This is a genomic window from Photorhabdus bodei, from assembly GCF_003287735.1.
Classification (GTDB): Bacteria; Pseudomonadota; Gammaproteobacteria; order Enterobacterales; family Enterobacteriaceae; genus Photorhabdus; species Photorhabdus kayaii.
The window spans coordinates 104,974-120,802 of record NZ_NSCM01000005.1 but is presented as its reverse complement, the minus strand read 5'-3'; the positions used below and the strand labels follow the sequence as shown (position 1 = coordinate 120,802).

Sequence of the window (15,829 nt, the reverse complement as noted above, 5' to 3'; positions counted from 1 at the left end):
AGGGGTAAATAGTTAATTGAATTAATAATATTGAAGTATTAAGGAGAGGGGATAATAGGCTGGAAGGAAACTGATGGCAGTGGGGGTACCGCTGCCATCAGGGAAAATTACCGGACGTAAGTTAGGAAGGCTTCTGAGGGCACATGTGGGTCAATAGACATCATGACACTCAGGGAAGTGATTGCCACAATGGAAAATATAAATAATTTACGAGCCCAAATGCGGTCATTATCAGTTTTGTAACCGGATAACGCCATTCCTAGCCACCAGACGCTCACTGCTGCTGCAACAACCAGATATTTGTAACCAGCGTAACCGCTGATGGCTAACATAAGGGTTGCAATCATAAATGCCAGGATATAAAGGATAATGTGGTTTTTCGCCACAGATATGCCTTTAATGACGGGCAGTACAGGAATATTGGCTGCCTGGTAATCTTTGAAACGAAAAATAGCAATGGCGTAGGAGTGCGGCATTTGCCACAGGCTGAAAATCAGTAACAGGATCAACGCGCCCGTATCAAACTGACCAGTTACTGCACAATAACCGATAACCGGAGGTGCAGCACCGGACAAACTGCCGATCAACGTGCCATAAACAGATTTCCTTTTCATATAGAGGCTGTAAACCCCTACATAGATGACAAAACCGATAATCGCTAATTGCATTGCTAAAGCATTGGCTGCTGCATAGAGCAGCACTATGCCAACAATACCCAGTATTGATGCATAAATCAGGCTGATTTTCGGATCAATAAGCCCTTTTACAAGGACGCGGTTTTTTGTTCTTTCCATGATCCGATCGATGTCACGGTCAATGTAGTTGTTAAATACACAACCAGAAGCCACGACTAATGAAACGCCGAGCAGAGTCGAGATGAACAAAGGGTAATCAATCACCCCTTTCGAGGCGAGTAGAAAACCACCGATCACAGAAATTAAATTGCCGAAAATAATTCCTGGTTTAGTTACTTGCAGGTATTGCTTAATCATATATGCAGCTCTTTAATCAACCATCATATTAATGTTGAGGTTGTACATAATCCATAGTGAGCCAACAACAACAATACCGATAATCAAGATAGTGAACAGCAATGCGACTAAGTTCCAGCGCTCTTCTGACGAAGTGTTCATGTGCAGGAAGTAAATAAAATGAACAATAATCTGCACCACGGCCAGAGCGACTACTGTTGTCAGGATGGCCGTATGGGAGGCGGAACCATCCATTACCATCCAGAACGGAATCACTGTCAGGATGACCGAAAGAACAAAGCCGATCAGATAAGACTTCAGGCTACCGTGGCTAGCTCCAGTATGAGCGGTATTGGAATGACTCATTACATAGCTCCTAACAGATAAACAACGGTAAATACACAGATCCATACCACATCCAGGAAGTGCCAGAACAAGCTCAGGCAGTTCAGACGGGTTTTATTTACATCAGTTAAACCGCGGCGGGTTACTTGGATTATCATGATGATAATCCAGACCAGACCACAGGTAACGTGGATACCGTGAGTAGCAACCAGTGCGAAGAATCCGGACAAGAATGCACTGCGGTCAGGGCCGTGGCCGTCAACAATCAGGTGATGGAATTCGTACAATTCCATCGCCACGAAGCCAAGGCCGAACAGGAAAGTCATACCGAGCCAGGCGTTAACCTGGCCGACTTTTCCTTTGTTCATGCCTAACATGGCAAAGCCATAAGTGATACTACTGAATAACAGTAGGAAAGTTTCGACCAATACGAAAGAGAGGTCGAAAATCTCTTTACCAGATTTGCCGCCTGCGGTTCCGTTAACGAGTACTGCATAAGTCGCAAATAGACATGCGAACAAAATACAGTCACTCATCAAGTAGACCCAGAAACCGAATACTTTAGTGGCTCCCGCATCGTGGTGCCCGTGATGCTCGTGGGCATGATTGTGGTTAGTCATAGTTTCAGTTGACATGGTTCAGACCTGCCTTGCTAATTTGTTCATGGTGTTGATTCTCAATTTGCTCAACTTCAGCAACGGGTACGTAGTAATCAACATCTTCATCAAAGCTTTTTGCAATCCAAGTGATAATCATGCCCGCAAAGCTTGCGATAGCTAGCCACCAGATATGCCAAATCATGGCGAAACCAAACAGCAAGCTGAAGCCAGCAATAATTACACCCGCACCGGCATTTTTAGGCATATGAATTTCTTCATACTTAGCAGGACGTTTATAAGCTGTGCCTTTTTCTTTCATATCCCACCATGCATCACGCGTTTGCACATGTGGAACGTCAGCAAAGTTATAAAACGGTGGTGGAGAAGATGTTGCCCACTCCAGAGTACGCCCGCCCCAAGGGTCGCCAGTCAGGTCACGGTTTTGGTCACGGTCACGGATACTAACGTAGAATTGAATGACCTGACACAGGATACCAACGGCAATCAGTGCAACACCAATCGCGGAGACGACCAGTAGAGTATGGAATTCAGGGTTGATATCTTGGCTAATACGACGAGTCATCCCCATAAAGCCGAGCGCGTAAACTGGCATAAAGGCGATAAAGAAGCCGATAATCCAGAACCAGAATGCGCGGATACCCCATTTTTCGTTCAGTGTGAAACCGAAAGCTTTCGGGAACCAGTAAGCAGTACCGGCAAAACAACCGAAGACAACACCACCGATAATAACGTTATGGAAGTGTGCGATCAGGAACAAGCTGTTATGCAGAACGAAGTTTGCGCCTGGAACTGCCAGCAGAACGCCAGTCATACCACCGATAGAGAAGGTGACGATGAAGCCAACGGTCCACAGCATCGGTGTTTTATACTCAATACGGCCTCGATACATGGTGAACAGCCAGTTGAAGATCTTAACGCCTGTCGGAATCGAGATAATCATGGTGGCTATGCCGAAGAAGGCGTTAACGTTCGCACCCGAGCCCATCGTAAAGAAGTGGTGCAGCCATACAATGAACGACAGTACGGTAATGGCAATGGTTGCCCATACCAGAGATGTATAGCCGAACAGTCGTTTTTTCGAGAACGTCGCAGTCACTTCAGAGAAAACACCAAAGACCGGCAACACCAGAATGTAAACTTCAGGGTGACCCCAAGCCCATATCAGGTTGATGTACATCATCATGTTGCCACCCATATCATTGGTGAAGAAATGGGTGCCCATGTAGCGGTCAAAAGTTAGCAGGGCAATGGTAACTGTCAGAATCGGGAATGCGGCGATGATCAATACGTTAGTACAGAGTGCTGCCCAAGAGAATACAGGCATTTTCATCATGGACATGCCAGGAGCACGCATACGCAGGATCGTCGCAAAGAAGTTAACGCCTGTCAGCAAGGTACCAATGCCGGATATCTGAAGACTCCATATCCAATAATCGACCCCAACGCCTGGACTATATTCTATACCTGAGAGCGGAGGATAAGCTAACCAGCCGGTCTGAGCGAATTCACCTACACCCAGAGAGATGTTAATCAGTGCAACGCCGACGACGAAAAACCAGAAGCTCAGTGAGTTCAGGAATGGGAATGCCACGTCACGAGCGCCGATCTGTAGTGGAACCACGACGTTCATCAGACCGACAACAAAAGGTGTCGCCATGAAGAAAATCATGATGACGCCGTGGGCGGTAAAGATCTGGTCATAGTGATGCGGTGGCAGGAAACCTGCTTCACTCGCAGAGGCGACAGCCTGCTGACCACGCATCATGATGGCATCGGCAAAGCCACGGAGCATCATGACCAGCGCCACGATAATGTACATAATACCGATTTTTTTGTGGTCAACGCTGGTTAACCACTCGCTCCATAGCCATTTCCATTTACGGAAATAGGTCAGGGCTCCGACAATTGCGAGCCCTGCTAAGAGAATCCCTGCAAGAGTAACCATGACAATGGGCTCATGCAGTGGGATTGCATCAAGTGTTAATTTTCCCAACATTACTTTATTCCTCAACTCCGGCATGAGCAGTTTCGCTCATATTCATGTTATGACCTGTCGTTGCACCGTGGCCGCCATGCATATTCATGTTGCCCATAAATTTGGCAATAATGTCTTGATACAGGTTAGGTTTAACGCTTGAGAAGTATTCAACCGGATGATTCTGGCTTTGTTTGGCTAACGCATCAAATGCTTGCATGGTATCCAAGGTTTTGGGAGAGGCTTTCACTTTTTGAACCCATTGTTCAAAACCTTCCCGATCTGCGGTAGCGGTAGCAGTAAATTTCATGCCAGAGAAGCCGTGACCACTATAGCTACTGGACAAACCTTTATAAACGCCAGGTTCATCGGCAATTAAGTGAAGTTTAGTCTGCATACCAGCCATTGCATAGATTTGACCACCTAACTGCGGGATGAAGAATGAGTTCATCACGGAATCAGAGGTGATTTTGAAGTTAATAGGCACTCCGGTAGGAAAAGCAATTTCGTTAACTGTAGCAATACCTTGCTCCGGGTAAACGAATAGCCATTTCCAATCAAGAGAGATGACTTCAATAGTTACGGGTTTTTCATCGCTAACCAGTGGCTTATATGGGTCAAGCTCGTGGGTTGTTTTCCAGGTAATGGTTGCTAAAATAATAATGATAATGATAGGAACGGTCCATACTACCAGCTCAATTTTATTTGAGTGTGCCCAGTTAGGGCGATAGGTAGCACTTCTGTTGGCTTCGCGGTAACGCAGGGCAAAAGTGAATGCCATGATGATTACCGGAATAACGATGATCAGCATCAGGCCAATAGCCGTGAGTATCAGCGTTTTTTGTTCAGCGCCGATGGCGCCTTTAGGGTTCATCAATACCATATCGCAGCCACTCAGCACAAGAGTAGCCGCTAGTATTGACAATATCCCAATACTTTTATTGTATTTCATAAGTCTCATCTAACGACTCCAAATAACAAAAGCTCTATTGTCGTTTCATCAGTGCGGGCATTCTACGGTAAGGCTACTGGAGTGTAAACATTTGTAATAGTTAGTTGAGGGGTTGTTACCCTTTATGTCGATGGGATCACATGCAAATGGAGGATTAATCAGAAGTTAGCTTGAAAAGGTTATTTAATTGTAACGAAATAGGGCGGAAATACGAATTTATACTAAAGTTATTTTATATTTTTTAGAGAAGAGGAAAAAAATATAAAAATTTGCTTTAAAAATTTCCACCGCGGCCATTTTATTTAAGAATTAAATTAATTGTGAGCCACTTTTGGTAGCTCACAATTAAAATCAATAATTAGAAATTATATTTGATAGTGTAAACAATCCCATCCTGCCAGAAGTCTTCACCCAGTTTATGATCGGCATATCGATATTGAATGCCGGTTGTGAAGGATTGGTGAGGTGTCCACCATAATGCTATTGCACCATTGGTACCGTTCCGTCCACCGTTGCCGTAGCGTTCATTCCGATTAAGTTCTATTTCATTCCAGTTAGTTATGCTGAATTTTTCTTCCCAGAGTTGAAAGTCGTAACCCGCAACCCAACCAACGACATAGCCGTTATTACCGGAGTAGAAAGTTTGGTCAACATAGTGCAGCGCAACAAACGGTTTGAACCAGACACCGGCGAAATCAGTGTTGTAGCCAATACCATAGAGGGTGTTTACCTCATGGAAGTTCCCGCCATGTGCTGTACCTGGGAGGGAGTAAGTACCATAAACATGACCATAGAGATTGAAACCCGTATCAGCCAGATAAAAACGACCGGTTGTTTTAAAAGTGTATCTTTGGTTATCCCCTGGTTCAGCATGCTGCTTGTTGAAAGCATTTTCCAGATCAAAGAACCCGTATAATTCACCCCAGTTAAATCCGGCTCCGCCTTCCAGTTCCAGGTAGGCAAAGTCGTCTTTATGAGAGGTTTGCCCTGACTTGTGTGTGGTATGGCTAGTCCAGTCGAGGTAGTTCATGCTGATATTAGCAAAGCCCCCTTGATATTCAGCATAAGCTGGAACTGAGACGGTGGTGAATAAAGCAGTAGCCAGAATGGTTGTTCTCATAAATTTCTCTAACGCATCCATGAAAAGAGGTTTTGGGTTTTAAAGCTATATTAAATAACCCTTAAAATGGTAGTCTAATTCTACGCGGATATGAATATCGAACAATCAAATAATCACTCGAAAATAGCACTTTTGGGCAAATGACTATTTGAAGTGTGATCGCTATCACTTAAGTATTTAAAAAGAGGGTAGAGATATCAAAGGCTGACAGTCGTCAACCTTTAATAAAGTCACTTAATATTTTCGCCTTTTAAGCCAATTTGTTCCTTCTTAATGCGAGATAATCTAGAAAGCTGCCGAGAATGATGCCTGTGATACCAATCTGTGCTCCCCATAATAGTAATGTTTCGGCCAGATAAGGTGCATGAGTCCAGTTAAGAGCATTGGTGGTGATGGTAAGTAACCAGAACGTGAGCAAGATGCTTGCAAATGATAGTAAGCCAAGAGCTAGACGATAGAAATTTCTAAACTCAGTACGTGGCATAAAATCGTTAGCTCGCTGGGTATAAGCCAGAGTCTGGCGGCAGATAAATAACAGTAATAAGCCTGGAACAGAGGCCGCTATAGAGAATAGATAGAAGTTTGTCCAGCCATGTAATTCAACGAACCAACCCGCGATTGGGCCGACATAGACGCGTCCAACAGCAGATAAGGCAGATAATAAAGCGAACTGTGTTGCAGAGAATGATTTATGACATAACGCCATAAGTAAGGCAACAAATGCAGCGGTTCCCATTCCGCCACAGATATTTTCCAGAAAAATGGCGCTGCCCATAGTGTAGATATTTTTGTCAGTAATGGATAACAGCCAGTATCCAATATTGGAAATCGCTTGAAGAATGCCAAAGATCATGAGAGAGCGGAATAAACTCCATCGTTGCATCAGATAACCACCATATAATGCACCAACGATAGTTGCTGTTAATCCCAGAGTTTTGTTGATCATTCCAACTTCACTAGCATCAAAGCCAATACCACGGATAAGAAATGGGGTACTTAGGCTGGCAGCAAAGGCATCCCCCATTTTATACATGACAATTAACAGCAGTATCAGCCACGCATTATTGCGATTAAAAAAATCGGTTAATGGTTCTATTGCAGCTTGCTGGAGTGTTTTTGGTGGTAGAGCGTCAATCTCAGGCTCTCTAGCTTTTAACGTCGCATAGACGCCAATCAGCATCAGTCCGGCCATCAACCAGTAGGTGTGTTGCCAGCCAATATAGCGGTCTGCGATCCATAATGCTAACCCGCCTGAAACTAACATGGCTAATCGATAACCAAGTACCGAAATGGCAGCACCTACACCCCGCTCTTCGCTACTCAATAAATCGGCTTTATAAGCATCAAAGACGATATCCTGTGATGCAGAACAGAAAGCGACGGTTACCGCTAGTGTGGCTAGCCACCATAAATGCTGAGATGGCTGGAGAAAGCCCATTGCTGCGATACTGGCTATAAGTAATAACTGTGTAACAAGTAGCCAACCACGGCGACGTCCAAGAAAAGGGGGGATAAAGCGGTCCATAAAAGGGGACCAAAGAAATTTGAAAACATATGCTTGGCCGACAAGTGAAAAGAAGCCAATTGTTTTAAGATCAATGTTTTCAACGGTCATCCATGCTTGCAGGGTGCTGGCAGTCAGTGCGAGCGGTAAACCAGAAACAAAGCCGAGTAAAAGCAGGATTCGTGAGTTATGTTGGGTAAAAACGGTGAGATAACGATAAGACATGAGCCTCCCAAGGCCCTGCCCTTGGCGGGCAGAGTAAATAATTAATCCTTTAATTAGCGAGCATTTTGTTTGATGAAATTGCTGACGGAAGGATCTTGAGCCATATCTGCTATGACTTCTGATAATACAGTATTGACTGCATCAGCAATTTTTTCATTAGTTGCGCCTAAAGGACCTTGTACATTATAGCTAGTGCGATAATTCTTAACTTGTTTACTGCCATTTTGCGCTGTACTAATGATGGAAATATCGGCTTTTGTTGAAATATTATGGCGCAGGCTACCTTCTTTAACGTCTGCATATAAATTGTTCACAATAATTTGTAGATTGGCATTGGCTGGAGAGCCAATCATATAACCACGAGCGGTCATCTGTTTTTCCAGGATTTCCTGGAGTAGAAAGCGCAGATCACGGGATGGTTTCAGTATTTCCAGCTTTGCATTGCGGTTAACTTGAGCAAGTGTCTGAGACTGACGATTGTCGGCACCGCTGATACTGATGGTAATCGCACCCATCGTTGGGTCTGCTGTTGGCAATGTAATTTTAGGTTCGATGGTCAGGGTATTGCTGGGAGCTGCACAGCCTGCAAGAAGAAAAAGTGCAATGAGTGGGAATAAGATTCTTTTCAACATGTTAATTTTCTCATCAGTGATAAGGATATCCAGTAATACTTATCAATAGCATAAATTACGTCAATAATAGCACTGCCTTTTGATCATGGCATATCTCTGATGGGGTAAACGCATATAAAAACCTTATGATGTGGGATTCGATTAAAAGATATTTTAATGCGTTGATGCTATAACTTATGGAGAATAGACTAAAATTATTAGTATGGTTGGCAGTACGACTACTGTGTGGTTAAGGGGAATGATATGGTGTATCAGGATATAGAAGAGAAATTACAGGTTGCATTTAATCCCTCATATCTTGAGGTCATTGATGAAAGTTATCGTCACAATGTACCCATAGGTTCTGAAAGCCATTTTAAAGTCGTAATCATCAGCAATAAATTTGCTGGTGAACGTATGCTAAACCGCCATCGTTCTGTTTACAGCGTATTATCGGCAGAATTGTCCGCAGGTGTTCATGCTTTGGCGTTGCATACCTATACAGAAAAAGAGTGGAATGAATTACAGGATACTGTTTTAGCGTCACCGGCATGTCGTGGGGGTAATATTGTTGCCTGAAATCTGCTGATTGATGCTTAATTTGGGGCGTTTTCTTACACAACTGAATAAATCCAGTGAACGGTCTTCGGGCCGTTTTTACGTTTTATACCGAATGAACTTCAAGATGCTTGAGTCGTCAGACATAAAAACATTTAAATTCAACAACATAATCGTTTTTCAAACATGCACTTTGAAGTATCTTGAGTATATACCCGTCATCTTTCAAGTTGCCTCTTTGTTGGCCGCACTCACTCACCCCGGTCACATCGTTACCTATGCTCCCGGGGATTCGCTCCCTTGCCGTCGCGATCCATCTTGAAATCCATAGGGTATATATATGATACATTTTGGATGCAAATTTAGCCGTTGAATAATCGTTATCCTGTGAAGTTGATGAATAGTTCGGGCTTTTTTCAGCAATTCTCGACTCACACCCTCTGCATCGCTATAATGTCGCGTCTAATTTTTAGAATGGTTTCGGGACGCTTCTGACATCAGGGATTCTCGGTTTTTAAATGCGACCGCCCCGGTTTGTAGAGAGTGTTGCGATTGGTACATAAAATATGTGCTGGTTGTATGGTCTCTGGAGTTGACCGAGCACTATGATTTTTTTGAGGTAAAAAGATGCAAGTTTCTGTTGAAACCACTCAAGGCCTTGGGCGTCGTGTGACAATCACCGTTCCTGCTGCCGATGTTGAGAAAGCAGTTAGTAGTGAGTTGGTCAATGTAGCAAAAAAAGTTCGTATCGATGGTTTCCGTAAAGGCAAAGTGCCTATGAACGTTGTTAAACAACGTTACGGTGCTTCTGTCATTCAGGACGTTCTGAGTGATCTGATGCAACGTAACTTTATTAATGCAATCATCGAACAAAAAATTAATCCAGCAGGTGCGCCAAGTTATGCACCAGAACAATTCAAAAATGGTGAAGATTTCATTTACTCTGTAGAGTTTGAAGTTTATCCAGAAATTGAATTGAAAGATCTGGAATCTATTGAAGTTGAAAAGCCCGTTGTTGAAGTAAAAGACGAAGATGTTGATGCAATGCTGGAAACATTGCGTAAGCAGCAGGCTAATTGGAAAGAAACTGAAGAAGCTGTTGGTGCGGAAGATCGTGTGACTGTTGACTTCAATGGCTCTATCGATGGTGAAGAGTTTGAAGGCGGTAAGGCTTCTGATTTTGTTCTGGCTATGGGGCAGGGTCGTATGATCCCAGGTTTTGAAGAGGGTATCATTAGCCATAAAGCTGGGGAAGAATTTACCATTGATGTGAATTTCCCAGAAGATTATCACGCTGAAAATCTGAAAGGTAAAGCTGCTAAGTTTGCAATCACGTTGAAAAAAGTGGAACAGCGTGAGCTGCCAGAGTTTAATGAAGAATTCGTCAAACGTTTCGGTATTGCTGATGGCACTGTTGATGGTCTGCGTGCGGAAGTACGTAGAAATATGGAACGTGAACTGAAAAATGCAGTTCGTAACCGTATTAAATCTCAGGTTATCGAGGGATTAGTTAAAGTTAACGAAATCGAAGTTCCCGCTGCTGCTGTTGATAGCGAAATTGATGTTCTGTGCCGTCAATCTGCTCAGCGTTTCGGTGGCAATGAAAAACAAGCTTTGGAACTGCCTCGTGAACTGTTTGAAGAACAGGCTAAGCGTCGCGTTGTTGTTGGTTTGTTATTAGGCGAAGTTATCAGTAGTAATGAATTGAAAGCTGATGAAGAACGTGTTAAAGCATTAATTGAGGAAATGGCTTCTGCCTATGAAGCTCCTCAAGAAGTGATCGAATTCTATGGTAAAAACCAAGAATTGATGAATAATGTTCGTAATGTTGCTTTAGAAGAACAAGCTGTTGAAGTTCTTCTGGGTAAAGCAAAAGTTTCTGAAAAAGAAACAACTTTCAATGAGTTAATGAATCAGAATCAAATGGCATAAGCTTTAGTTTTGTCATGAGATAATGAATTTATCATCTCAGTGAAATGAACCCGCAGATTAACCTGCGGGTTTTTTTATAAATAAGAGGCAAGATTTTTCTTGAAAAAAGTGGGTTTACCCTCAGATCCTTTTTAATATTATGTATATGATTGCAAAATTTTTCAGGGGGGATTCCCCCTTGATTGGCTAACTTTGAATCATGGTCATCATCGCTTATCTCAAGTAGAATTGGTTATGAATGGCACCAACATGAATTCTATTAGGAGACGAAAATGTCATATAGCGACAAGCGGGATCAATATGCGCCTCACATGGCTTTGGTGCCGATGGTAGTTGAACAGACTGCTCGTGGAGAACGTTCATACGATATCTATTCTCGCTTATTAAAAGAGCGTATTATTTTCCTGACCGGTCAGGTTGAAGATCACATGGCAAATCTGGTTGCAGCTCAGATGTTGTTTCTTGAAGCAGAGAATCCGGAAAAAGATATTTTCTTATATATCAATTCACCAGGTGGTGTGATTACTGCGGGAATGTCCATCTATGATACGATGCAGTTTATTAAACCGGATGTCAGTACTATTTGTATGGGGCAGGCATGTTCAATGGGAGCATTTTTGTTGACTGCTGGGGCAAAGGGAAAACGTATCTGTTTGCCAAATTCCCGGGTTATGATTCATCAGCCATTAGGCGGTTTCCAGGGGCAGGCTACGGATATTGAAATTCACGCTCAGGAAATACTGAAAGTGAAATCGCGTATGAATGAGTTGATGGCAAAACATACGGGAAGACCTATTGAAGAGATCGCGAAAGATACAGAACGTGATCGTTTCTTGTCAGCAGACGAAGCCGTAGAATATGGATTGGTTGATAAGATTTTCACCCATCGCGATTAATTTATTATTCCCAGAAGCTATAATATACCCTATGGATTTCAAGATGTATCGAGACGGCAAGAGAGCGAATCCCCGGGAGCATAGGTAACTATGTGACCGGGGTGAGTGAGTGCGGCCAACAAAGAGGCAACTTGAAAGATAACGGGTATATAAACATTCGGCTTACCACTTGGTAAGGCTATGACGTTCGGGGTAATAGCAGAAGTTTCCTGCTTTGCCAGACGAATCTGGGTGAGCAGTTGATAAAGTGAGGTTGTGACTGATGACAGATAAGCGCAAAGACGGTTCAGGAAAGCTGCTGTATTGCTCTTTCTGCGGGAAAAGCCAACATGAAGTGCGAAAATTGATTGCTGGCCCGTCAGTGTATATCTGCGATGAATGTGTGGATTTATGTAACGACATCATTCGCGAAGAAATTAAAGAGCTTGTACCACATCGTGAGCGTAATGCATTACCAACGCCTCATGAAATTCGTCAGCATTTGGATGATTATGTAATTGGTCAGGAAACGGCGAAAAAAGTGTTGGCGGTTGCTGTTTATAACCATTACAAGCGGTTACGTAATGGCGATACCAGTAACGGTATTGAATTAGGTAAAAGTAATATCCTGCTGATTGGGCCGACAGGGAGTGGTAAAACACTATTGGCTGAAACATTGGCCCGTTATCTTGATGTTCCTTTTACTATGGCAGATGCGACTACGCTGACTGAAGCGGGATATGTGGGAGAAGACGTAGAAAACATTATTCAGAAATTACTGCAAAAATGTGACTACGATGTGCAAAAAGCTCAGCGCGGTATTGTTTACATTGATGAAATTGACAAGATTTCACGTAAATCTGATAACCCGTCAATTACTCGGGATGTTTCAGGTGAGGGCGTACAGCAAGCGCTGCTGAAACTGATTGAAGGTACAATTGCGGCGGTTCCTCCTCAGGGGGGGCGTAAACATCCACAACAGGAGTTTTTGCAGGTAGATACCTCTAAGATCTTGTTTATTTGTGGCGGTGCGTTTGCAGGTCTGGATAAAGTGATTGGTCAGCGTCTAAATACCAGTACAGGTATTGGGTTTGGTGCGAAAGTCAAAGGTGAGTCGGAAAAAGCGACTGAAGGCGAATTGCTTGCACAGGCTGAGCCAGAAGATCTCATCAAATTTGGTCTTATCCCTGAATTTATTGGGCGGTTACCTGTTGTTGCCACGCTCAGTGAATTGAGTGAGGATGCGTTGATTCAGATTTTGAAAGAGCCTAAGAATGCGTTGACCAAGCAGTATCAAGCACTGTTTAACCTTGAAGGTGTTGATCTGGAATTCAGAAGTGAAGCCCTGACAGCTATTGCTAAGAAAGCAATGGTTCGTAAGACTGGTGCCCGCGGCCTGCGTTCTATCGTTGAAGGCGCATTGTTGGACACTATGTATGATCTGCCATCAATGGAAAACGTTGGGAAAGTTGTTGTAGATGAATCGGTTGTCAATGGTCAATCTGCGCCTTTACTGATTTACAGCAAACCGGATGCCCAGGTTTCTGGTGAATAATTGAGTCTAGGATAGGGAATTCACTAAACGAGATATTCTTGAATAAAATGAGGGGACTACCCTCATTTTATTTTTATTAAAGTATCATACTATTGAATGTCAAATTCCTGTCCCCATATATTTTATATTCTATGGAGTGAAACTCGTGAGAACCGCGTTTCACGAGATTCCCTAAAAACTGGCGAAAGCTAAACGAAGAGAGAGCTCTATGAATCTTGAGCGTTCCGAACGCATAGAAATCCCTGTATTGCCTCTGCGCGATGTGGTGGTTTACCCGCATATGGTGATCCCATTGTTTGTAGGGCGTGAGAAGTCTATTCACTGCCTAGAAGTAGCAATGGATCATGACAAACAAATCATGTTGGTTGCGCAAAAAGAAGCTTCAACTGATGAGCCAGGGGTTAATGACCTTTTCTCCGTTGGTACAGTAGCTTCTATTTTACAAATGTTAAAATTGCCTGACGGCACCGTAAAAGTGCTTGTTGAAGGGTTGAAACGTGCCCGCATTACAACTCTGACTGACAATGGCGAACATTTTTCTGCTCATGCTGAGTATCTTGACTCACCGATCGTTGATGAACGTGAGCAGGAAGTTATGATCAGGACAGCTATTAATCAGTTTGAAGGCTACATTAAGCTAAATAAGAAAATCCCGCCAGAGGTTTTGACTTCGCTACACAGTGTTGAAGATGCAGCTAAATTAGCTGATACAATTGCTGCGCATATGCCATTGAAGCTCAGTGATAAACAGACTGTTTTGGAAATGTCTGATGTCGTTGAGCGTCTTGAATATCTGATGGCAATGATGGAATCAGAAATTGATTTGTTACAGGTAGAAAAGCGCATCCGTAACCGCGTGAAAAAACAAATGGAAAAAAGCCAGCGCGAGTACTACCTGAATGAGCAGATGAAAGCGATTCAAAAAGAACTGGGTGAAATGGATGATGCGCCTGATGAGTATGAAACCCTGAAGCGCAAAATTGAAGCGGCAAAAATGCCCAAAGAAGCTCGTGAAAAAGCCGAAGCTGAATTGCAAAAACTGAAAATGATGTCTCCTATGTCGGCGGAAGCGACGGTTGTCCGTAGCTACATCGATTGGATGGTGCAGGTTCCGTGGGTTGCTCGCAGTAAAGTTAAAAAAGATTTGGTTAAAGCTCAGGAAACTCTGGATACCGACCATTATGGTTTAGAGCGTGTGAAAGAGCGTATCCTTGAGTATCTAGCAGTACAAAGCCGAATTAGCAAAATTAAAGGACCGATTTTATGTCTGGTTGGTCCTCCTGGGGTGGGTAAAACCTCTTTAGGTCAGTCTATTGCACGAGCGACCGGGCGGAAATATGTGCGTATGGCATTGGGTGGGGTCCGTGATGAAGCGGAAATTCGTGGTCATCGCCGTACCTATATTGGCTCTATGCCGGGCAAATTGATTCAAAAAATGTCCAAAGTTGGAGTGAAAAATCCCCTATTCCTACTGGACGAGATTGATAAGATGTCGTCCGATATGCGTGGTGATCCAGCTTCTGCCTTATTGGAAGTTTTGGACCCAGAACAGAACGTGGCATTTAACGACCATTATCTGGAAGTCGATTACGATCTGTCAGATGTCATGTTTGTTGCAACATCCAATTCTATGAATATTCCAGCACCATTGTTGGATCGCATGGAGATTATTCGTCTTTCCGGTTATACCGAAGATGAAAAGTTAAATATTGCCAAGCGTCATTTGCTGCCTAAGCAGATTGAACGTAATGCTCTGAAAAGAAATGAATTAATTATTGATGACAGTGCTATTATTGGCATTATCCGTTATTATACTCGTGAAGCCGGAGTGCGTAGTTTAGAGAGAGAAATTTCTAAGCTGTGCCGTAAGACGGTGAAGACATTGTTAATGGATAAAAATTTAAAACATATTGAAATCAATGCAGATAACTTGAAAGATTATTTGGGTGTTCAACGTGTGGATTATGGCCGTGCAGATACAGAAAACCGTATTGGTCAGGTCACAGGGCTTGCATGGACTGAGGTTGGTGGTGATTTACTGACCATTGAAACCGCGTGTGTTCCAGGGAAAGGTAAACTAACCTATACCGGCTCACTCGGTGAGGTTATGCAGGAATCCATTCAGGCAGCATTAACAGTTGTTCGTGCTCGTGCTGATAAGTTGGGTATCAACTCTGATTTCTATGAGAAACGGGATATTCATGTCCATGTTCCGGAAGGTGCGACGCCAAAAGATGGCCCAAGTGCGGGTATCGCCATGTGTACAGCATTAGTCTCCTGTCTGACCGGTAATCCAGTTCGGGCGGATGTTGCTATGACGGGTGAAATCACGTTGCGTGGTTTAGTTCTGCCAATCGGTGGCTTGAAAGAGAAACTATTAGCTGCCCATCGAGGTGGAATTAAAACAGTCTTAATTCCGGAAGAGAATAAACGTGATCTGGAAGAAATTCCCCAGAACATTGTTGCAGATCTACAGATCCATCCAGTTAAACGTATTGAAGATGTTTTGTCTATTACATTGCAGAACCCTGCGTTTGGCGCAGAATTAGTGTCAGTCAAGTAATACAAAAATAGTGAACTTTTTCA

The 15,829-nt window shown here is 43.2% G+C and carries 14 protein-coding genes; 5 read left to right on the top strand and 9 right to left on the bottom strand.

What is annotated here, in order from left to right:
• Positions 1-107 precede the first annotated feature (107 nt).
• From cyoE to CKY02_RS05910, 8 genes are all read right to left on the bottom strand, one after another.
• Positions 108-992 carry a heme o synthase gene (gene cyoE / locus CKY02_RS05945; RefSeq protein ID WP_112894579.1) on the bottom strand — a complete coding sequence of 295 codons (885 nt, stop codon included), beginning with the start codon at positions 990-992 and terminating at the stop codon, positions 108-110.
• Between the two features lie 12 nt (positions 993-1,004).
• Positions 1,005-1,337: a cytochrome o ubiquinol oxidase subunit IV gene (locus CKY02_RS05940; RefSeq protein WP_112894578.1), complete on the bottom strand. Its 333-nt coding sequence runs from the start codon at positions 1,335-1,337 to the stop codon at positions 1,005-1,007.
• Positions 1,337-1,951 (bottom strand): cytochrome o ubiquinol oxidase subunit III, encoded by a 615-nt coding sequence (locus tag CKY02_RS05935; protein ID WP_112877923.1) that lies wholly within the window; start codon positions 1,949-1,951, stop codon positions 1,337-1,339. Before CKY02_RS05935 ends, CKY02_RS05940 begins: the two co-directional genes overlap by 1 nt.
• Positions 1,941-3,932 (bottom strand): cytochrome o ubiquinol oxidase subunit I, encoded by a 1,992-nt coding sequence (cyoB, locus tag CKY02_RS05930; RefSeq protein WP_112894577.1) that lies wholly within the window; start codon positions 3,930-3,932, stop codon positions 1,941-1,943. Before cyoB ends, CKY02_RS05935 begins: the two co-directional genes overlap by 11 nt.
• A 4-nt stretch (positions 3,933-3,936) precedes the next feature.
• The gene (gene cyoA, locus CKY02_RS05925) at positions 3,937-4,872 is read right to left on the bottom strand and encodes a cytochrome o ubiquinol oxidase subunit II (RefSeq protein WP_112894576.1); all 936 of its coding nucleotides are present in this window, start codon (positions 4,870-4,872) and stop codon (positions 3,937-3,939) included.
• A gap of 349 nt (positions 4,873-5,221) precedes the next feature.
• Positions 5,222-5,983, bottom strand: a complete 762-nt coding sequence (locus CKY02_RS05920; protein ID WP_112894575.1) for a nucleoside-specific channel-forming Tsx family protein — start codon at positions 5,981-5,983, stop codon at positions 5,222-5,224.
• A 250-nt stretch (positions 5,984-6,233) separates the two neighbouring features.
• Positions 6,234-7,712 (bottom strand): muropeptide MFS transporter AmpG, encoded by a 1,479-nt coding sequence (ampG, locus tag CKY02_RS05915; RefSeq protein ID WP_112894574.1) that lies wholly within the window; start codon positions 7,710-7,712, stop codon positions 6,234-6,236.
• Positions 7,713-7,765: 53 nt separating this feature from the next.
• Positions 7,766-8,344 carry a lipoprotein gene (locus CKY02_RS05910; protein WP_112894573.1) on the bottom strand — a complete coding sequence of 193 codons (579 nt, stop codon included), beginning with the start codon at positions 8,342-8,344 and terminating at the stop codon, positions 7,766-7,768.
• Between the two features lie 243 nt (positions 8,345-8,587).
• On the opposite strand from CKY02_RS05910, the gene bolA reads away from it, so the two are divergent.
• Positions 8,588-8,902 carry a transcriptional regulator BolA gene (gene bolA / locus CKY02_RS05905; RefSeq protein WP_112877929.1) on the top strand — a complete coding sequence of 105 codons (315 nt, stop codon included), beginning with the start codon at positions 8,588-8,590 and terminating at the stop codon, positions 8,900-8,902.
• A gap of 118 nt (positions 8,903-9,020) precedes the next feature.
• On the opposite strand, the gene CKY02_RS24370 is transcribed toward bolA, so the two are convergent.
• Entirely contained in the window at positions 9,021-9,230 is a 210-nt protein-coding gene (locus CKY02_RS24370) for a hypothetical protein (protein WP_167405271.1), read from the bottom strand.
• 278 nt (positions 9,231-9,508) lie between these two features.
• Between CKY02_RS24370 and tig the strand changes: the two genes are divergently transcribed.
• The 4 genes from tig (at position 9,509) to lon (ending at position 15,806) form a co-directional block, all read left to right on the top strand.
• A complete protein-coding gene (gene tig / locus CKY02_RS05890; protein WP_112894571.1) occupies positions 9,509-10,813 on the top strand; it encodes a trigger factor in 1,305 nt (434 codons plus the stop codon).
• A gap of 272 nt (positions 10,814-11,085) precedes the next feature.
• Entirely contained in the window at positions 11,086-11,709 is a 624-nt protein-coding gene (gene clpP, locus CKY02_RS05885) for an ATP-dependent Clp endopeptidase proteolytic subunit ClpP (protein ID WP_058588443.1), read from the top strand.
• Positions 11,710-11,971: 262 nt separating this feature from the next.
• Positions 11,972-13,243: an ATP-dependent protease ATP-binding subunit ClpX gene (gene clpX, locus CKY02_RS05880; protein ID WP_112894570.1), complete on the top strand. Its 1,272-nt coding sequence runs from the start codon at positions 11,972-11,974 to the stop codon at positions 13,241-13,243.
• Between the two features lie 208 nt (positions 13,244-13,451).
• Positions 13,452-15,806, top strand: coding sequence for an endopeptidase La (lon, locus tag CKY02_RS05875; RefSeq protein ID WP_112877932.1), 2,355 nt, complete (start codon positions 13,452-13,454; stop codon positions 15,804-15,806).
• Positions 15,807-15,829: the final 23 nt, after the last annotated feature.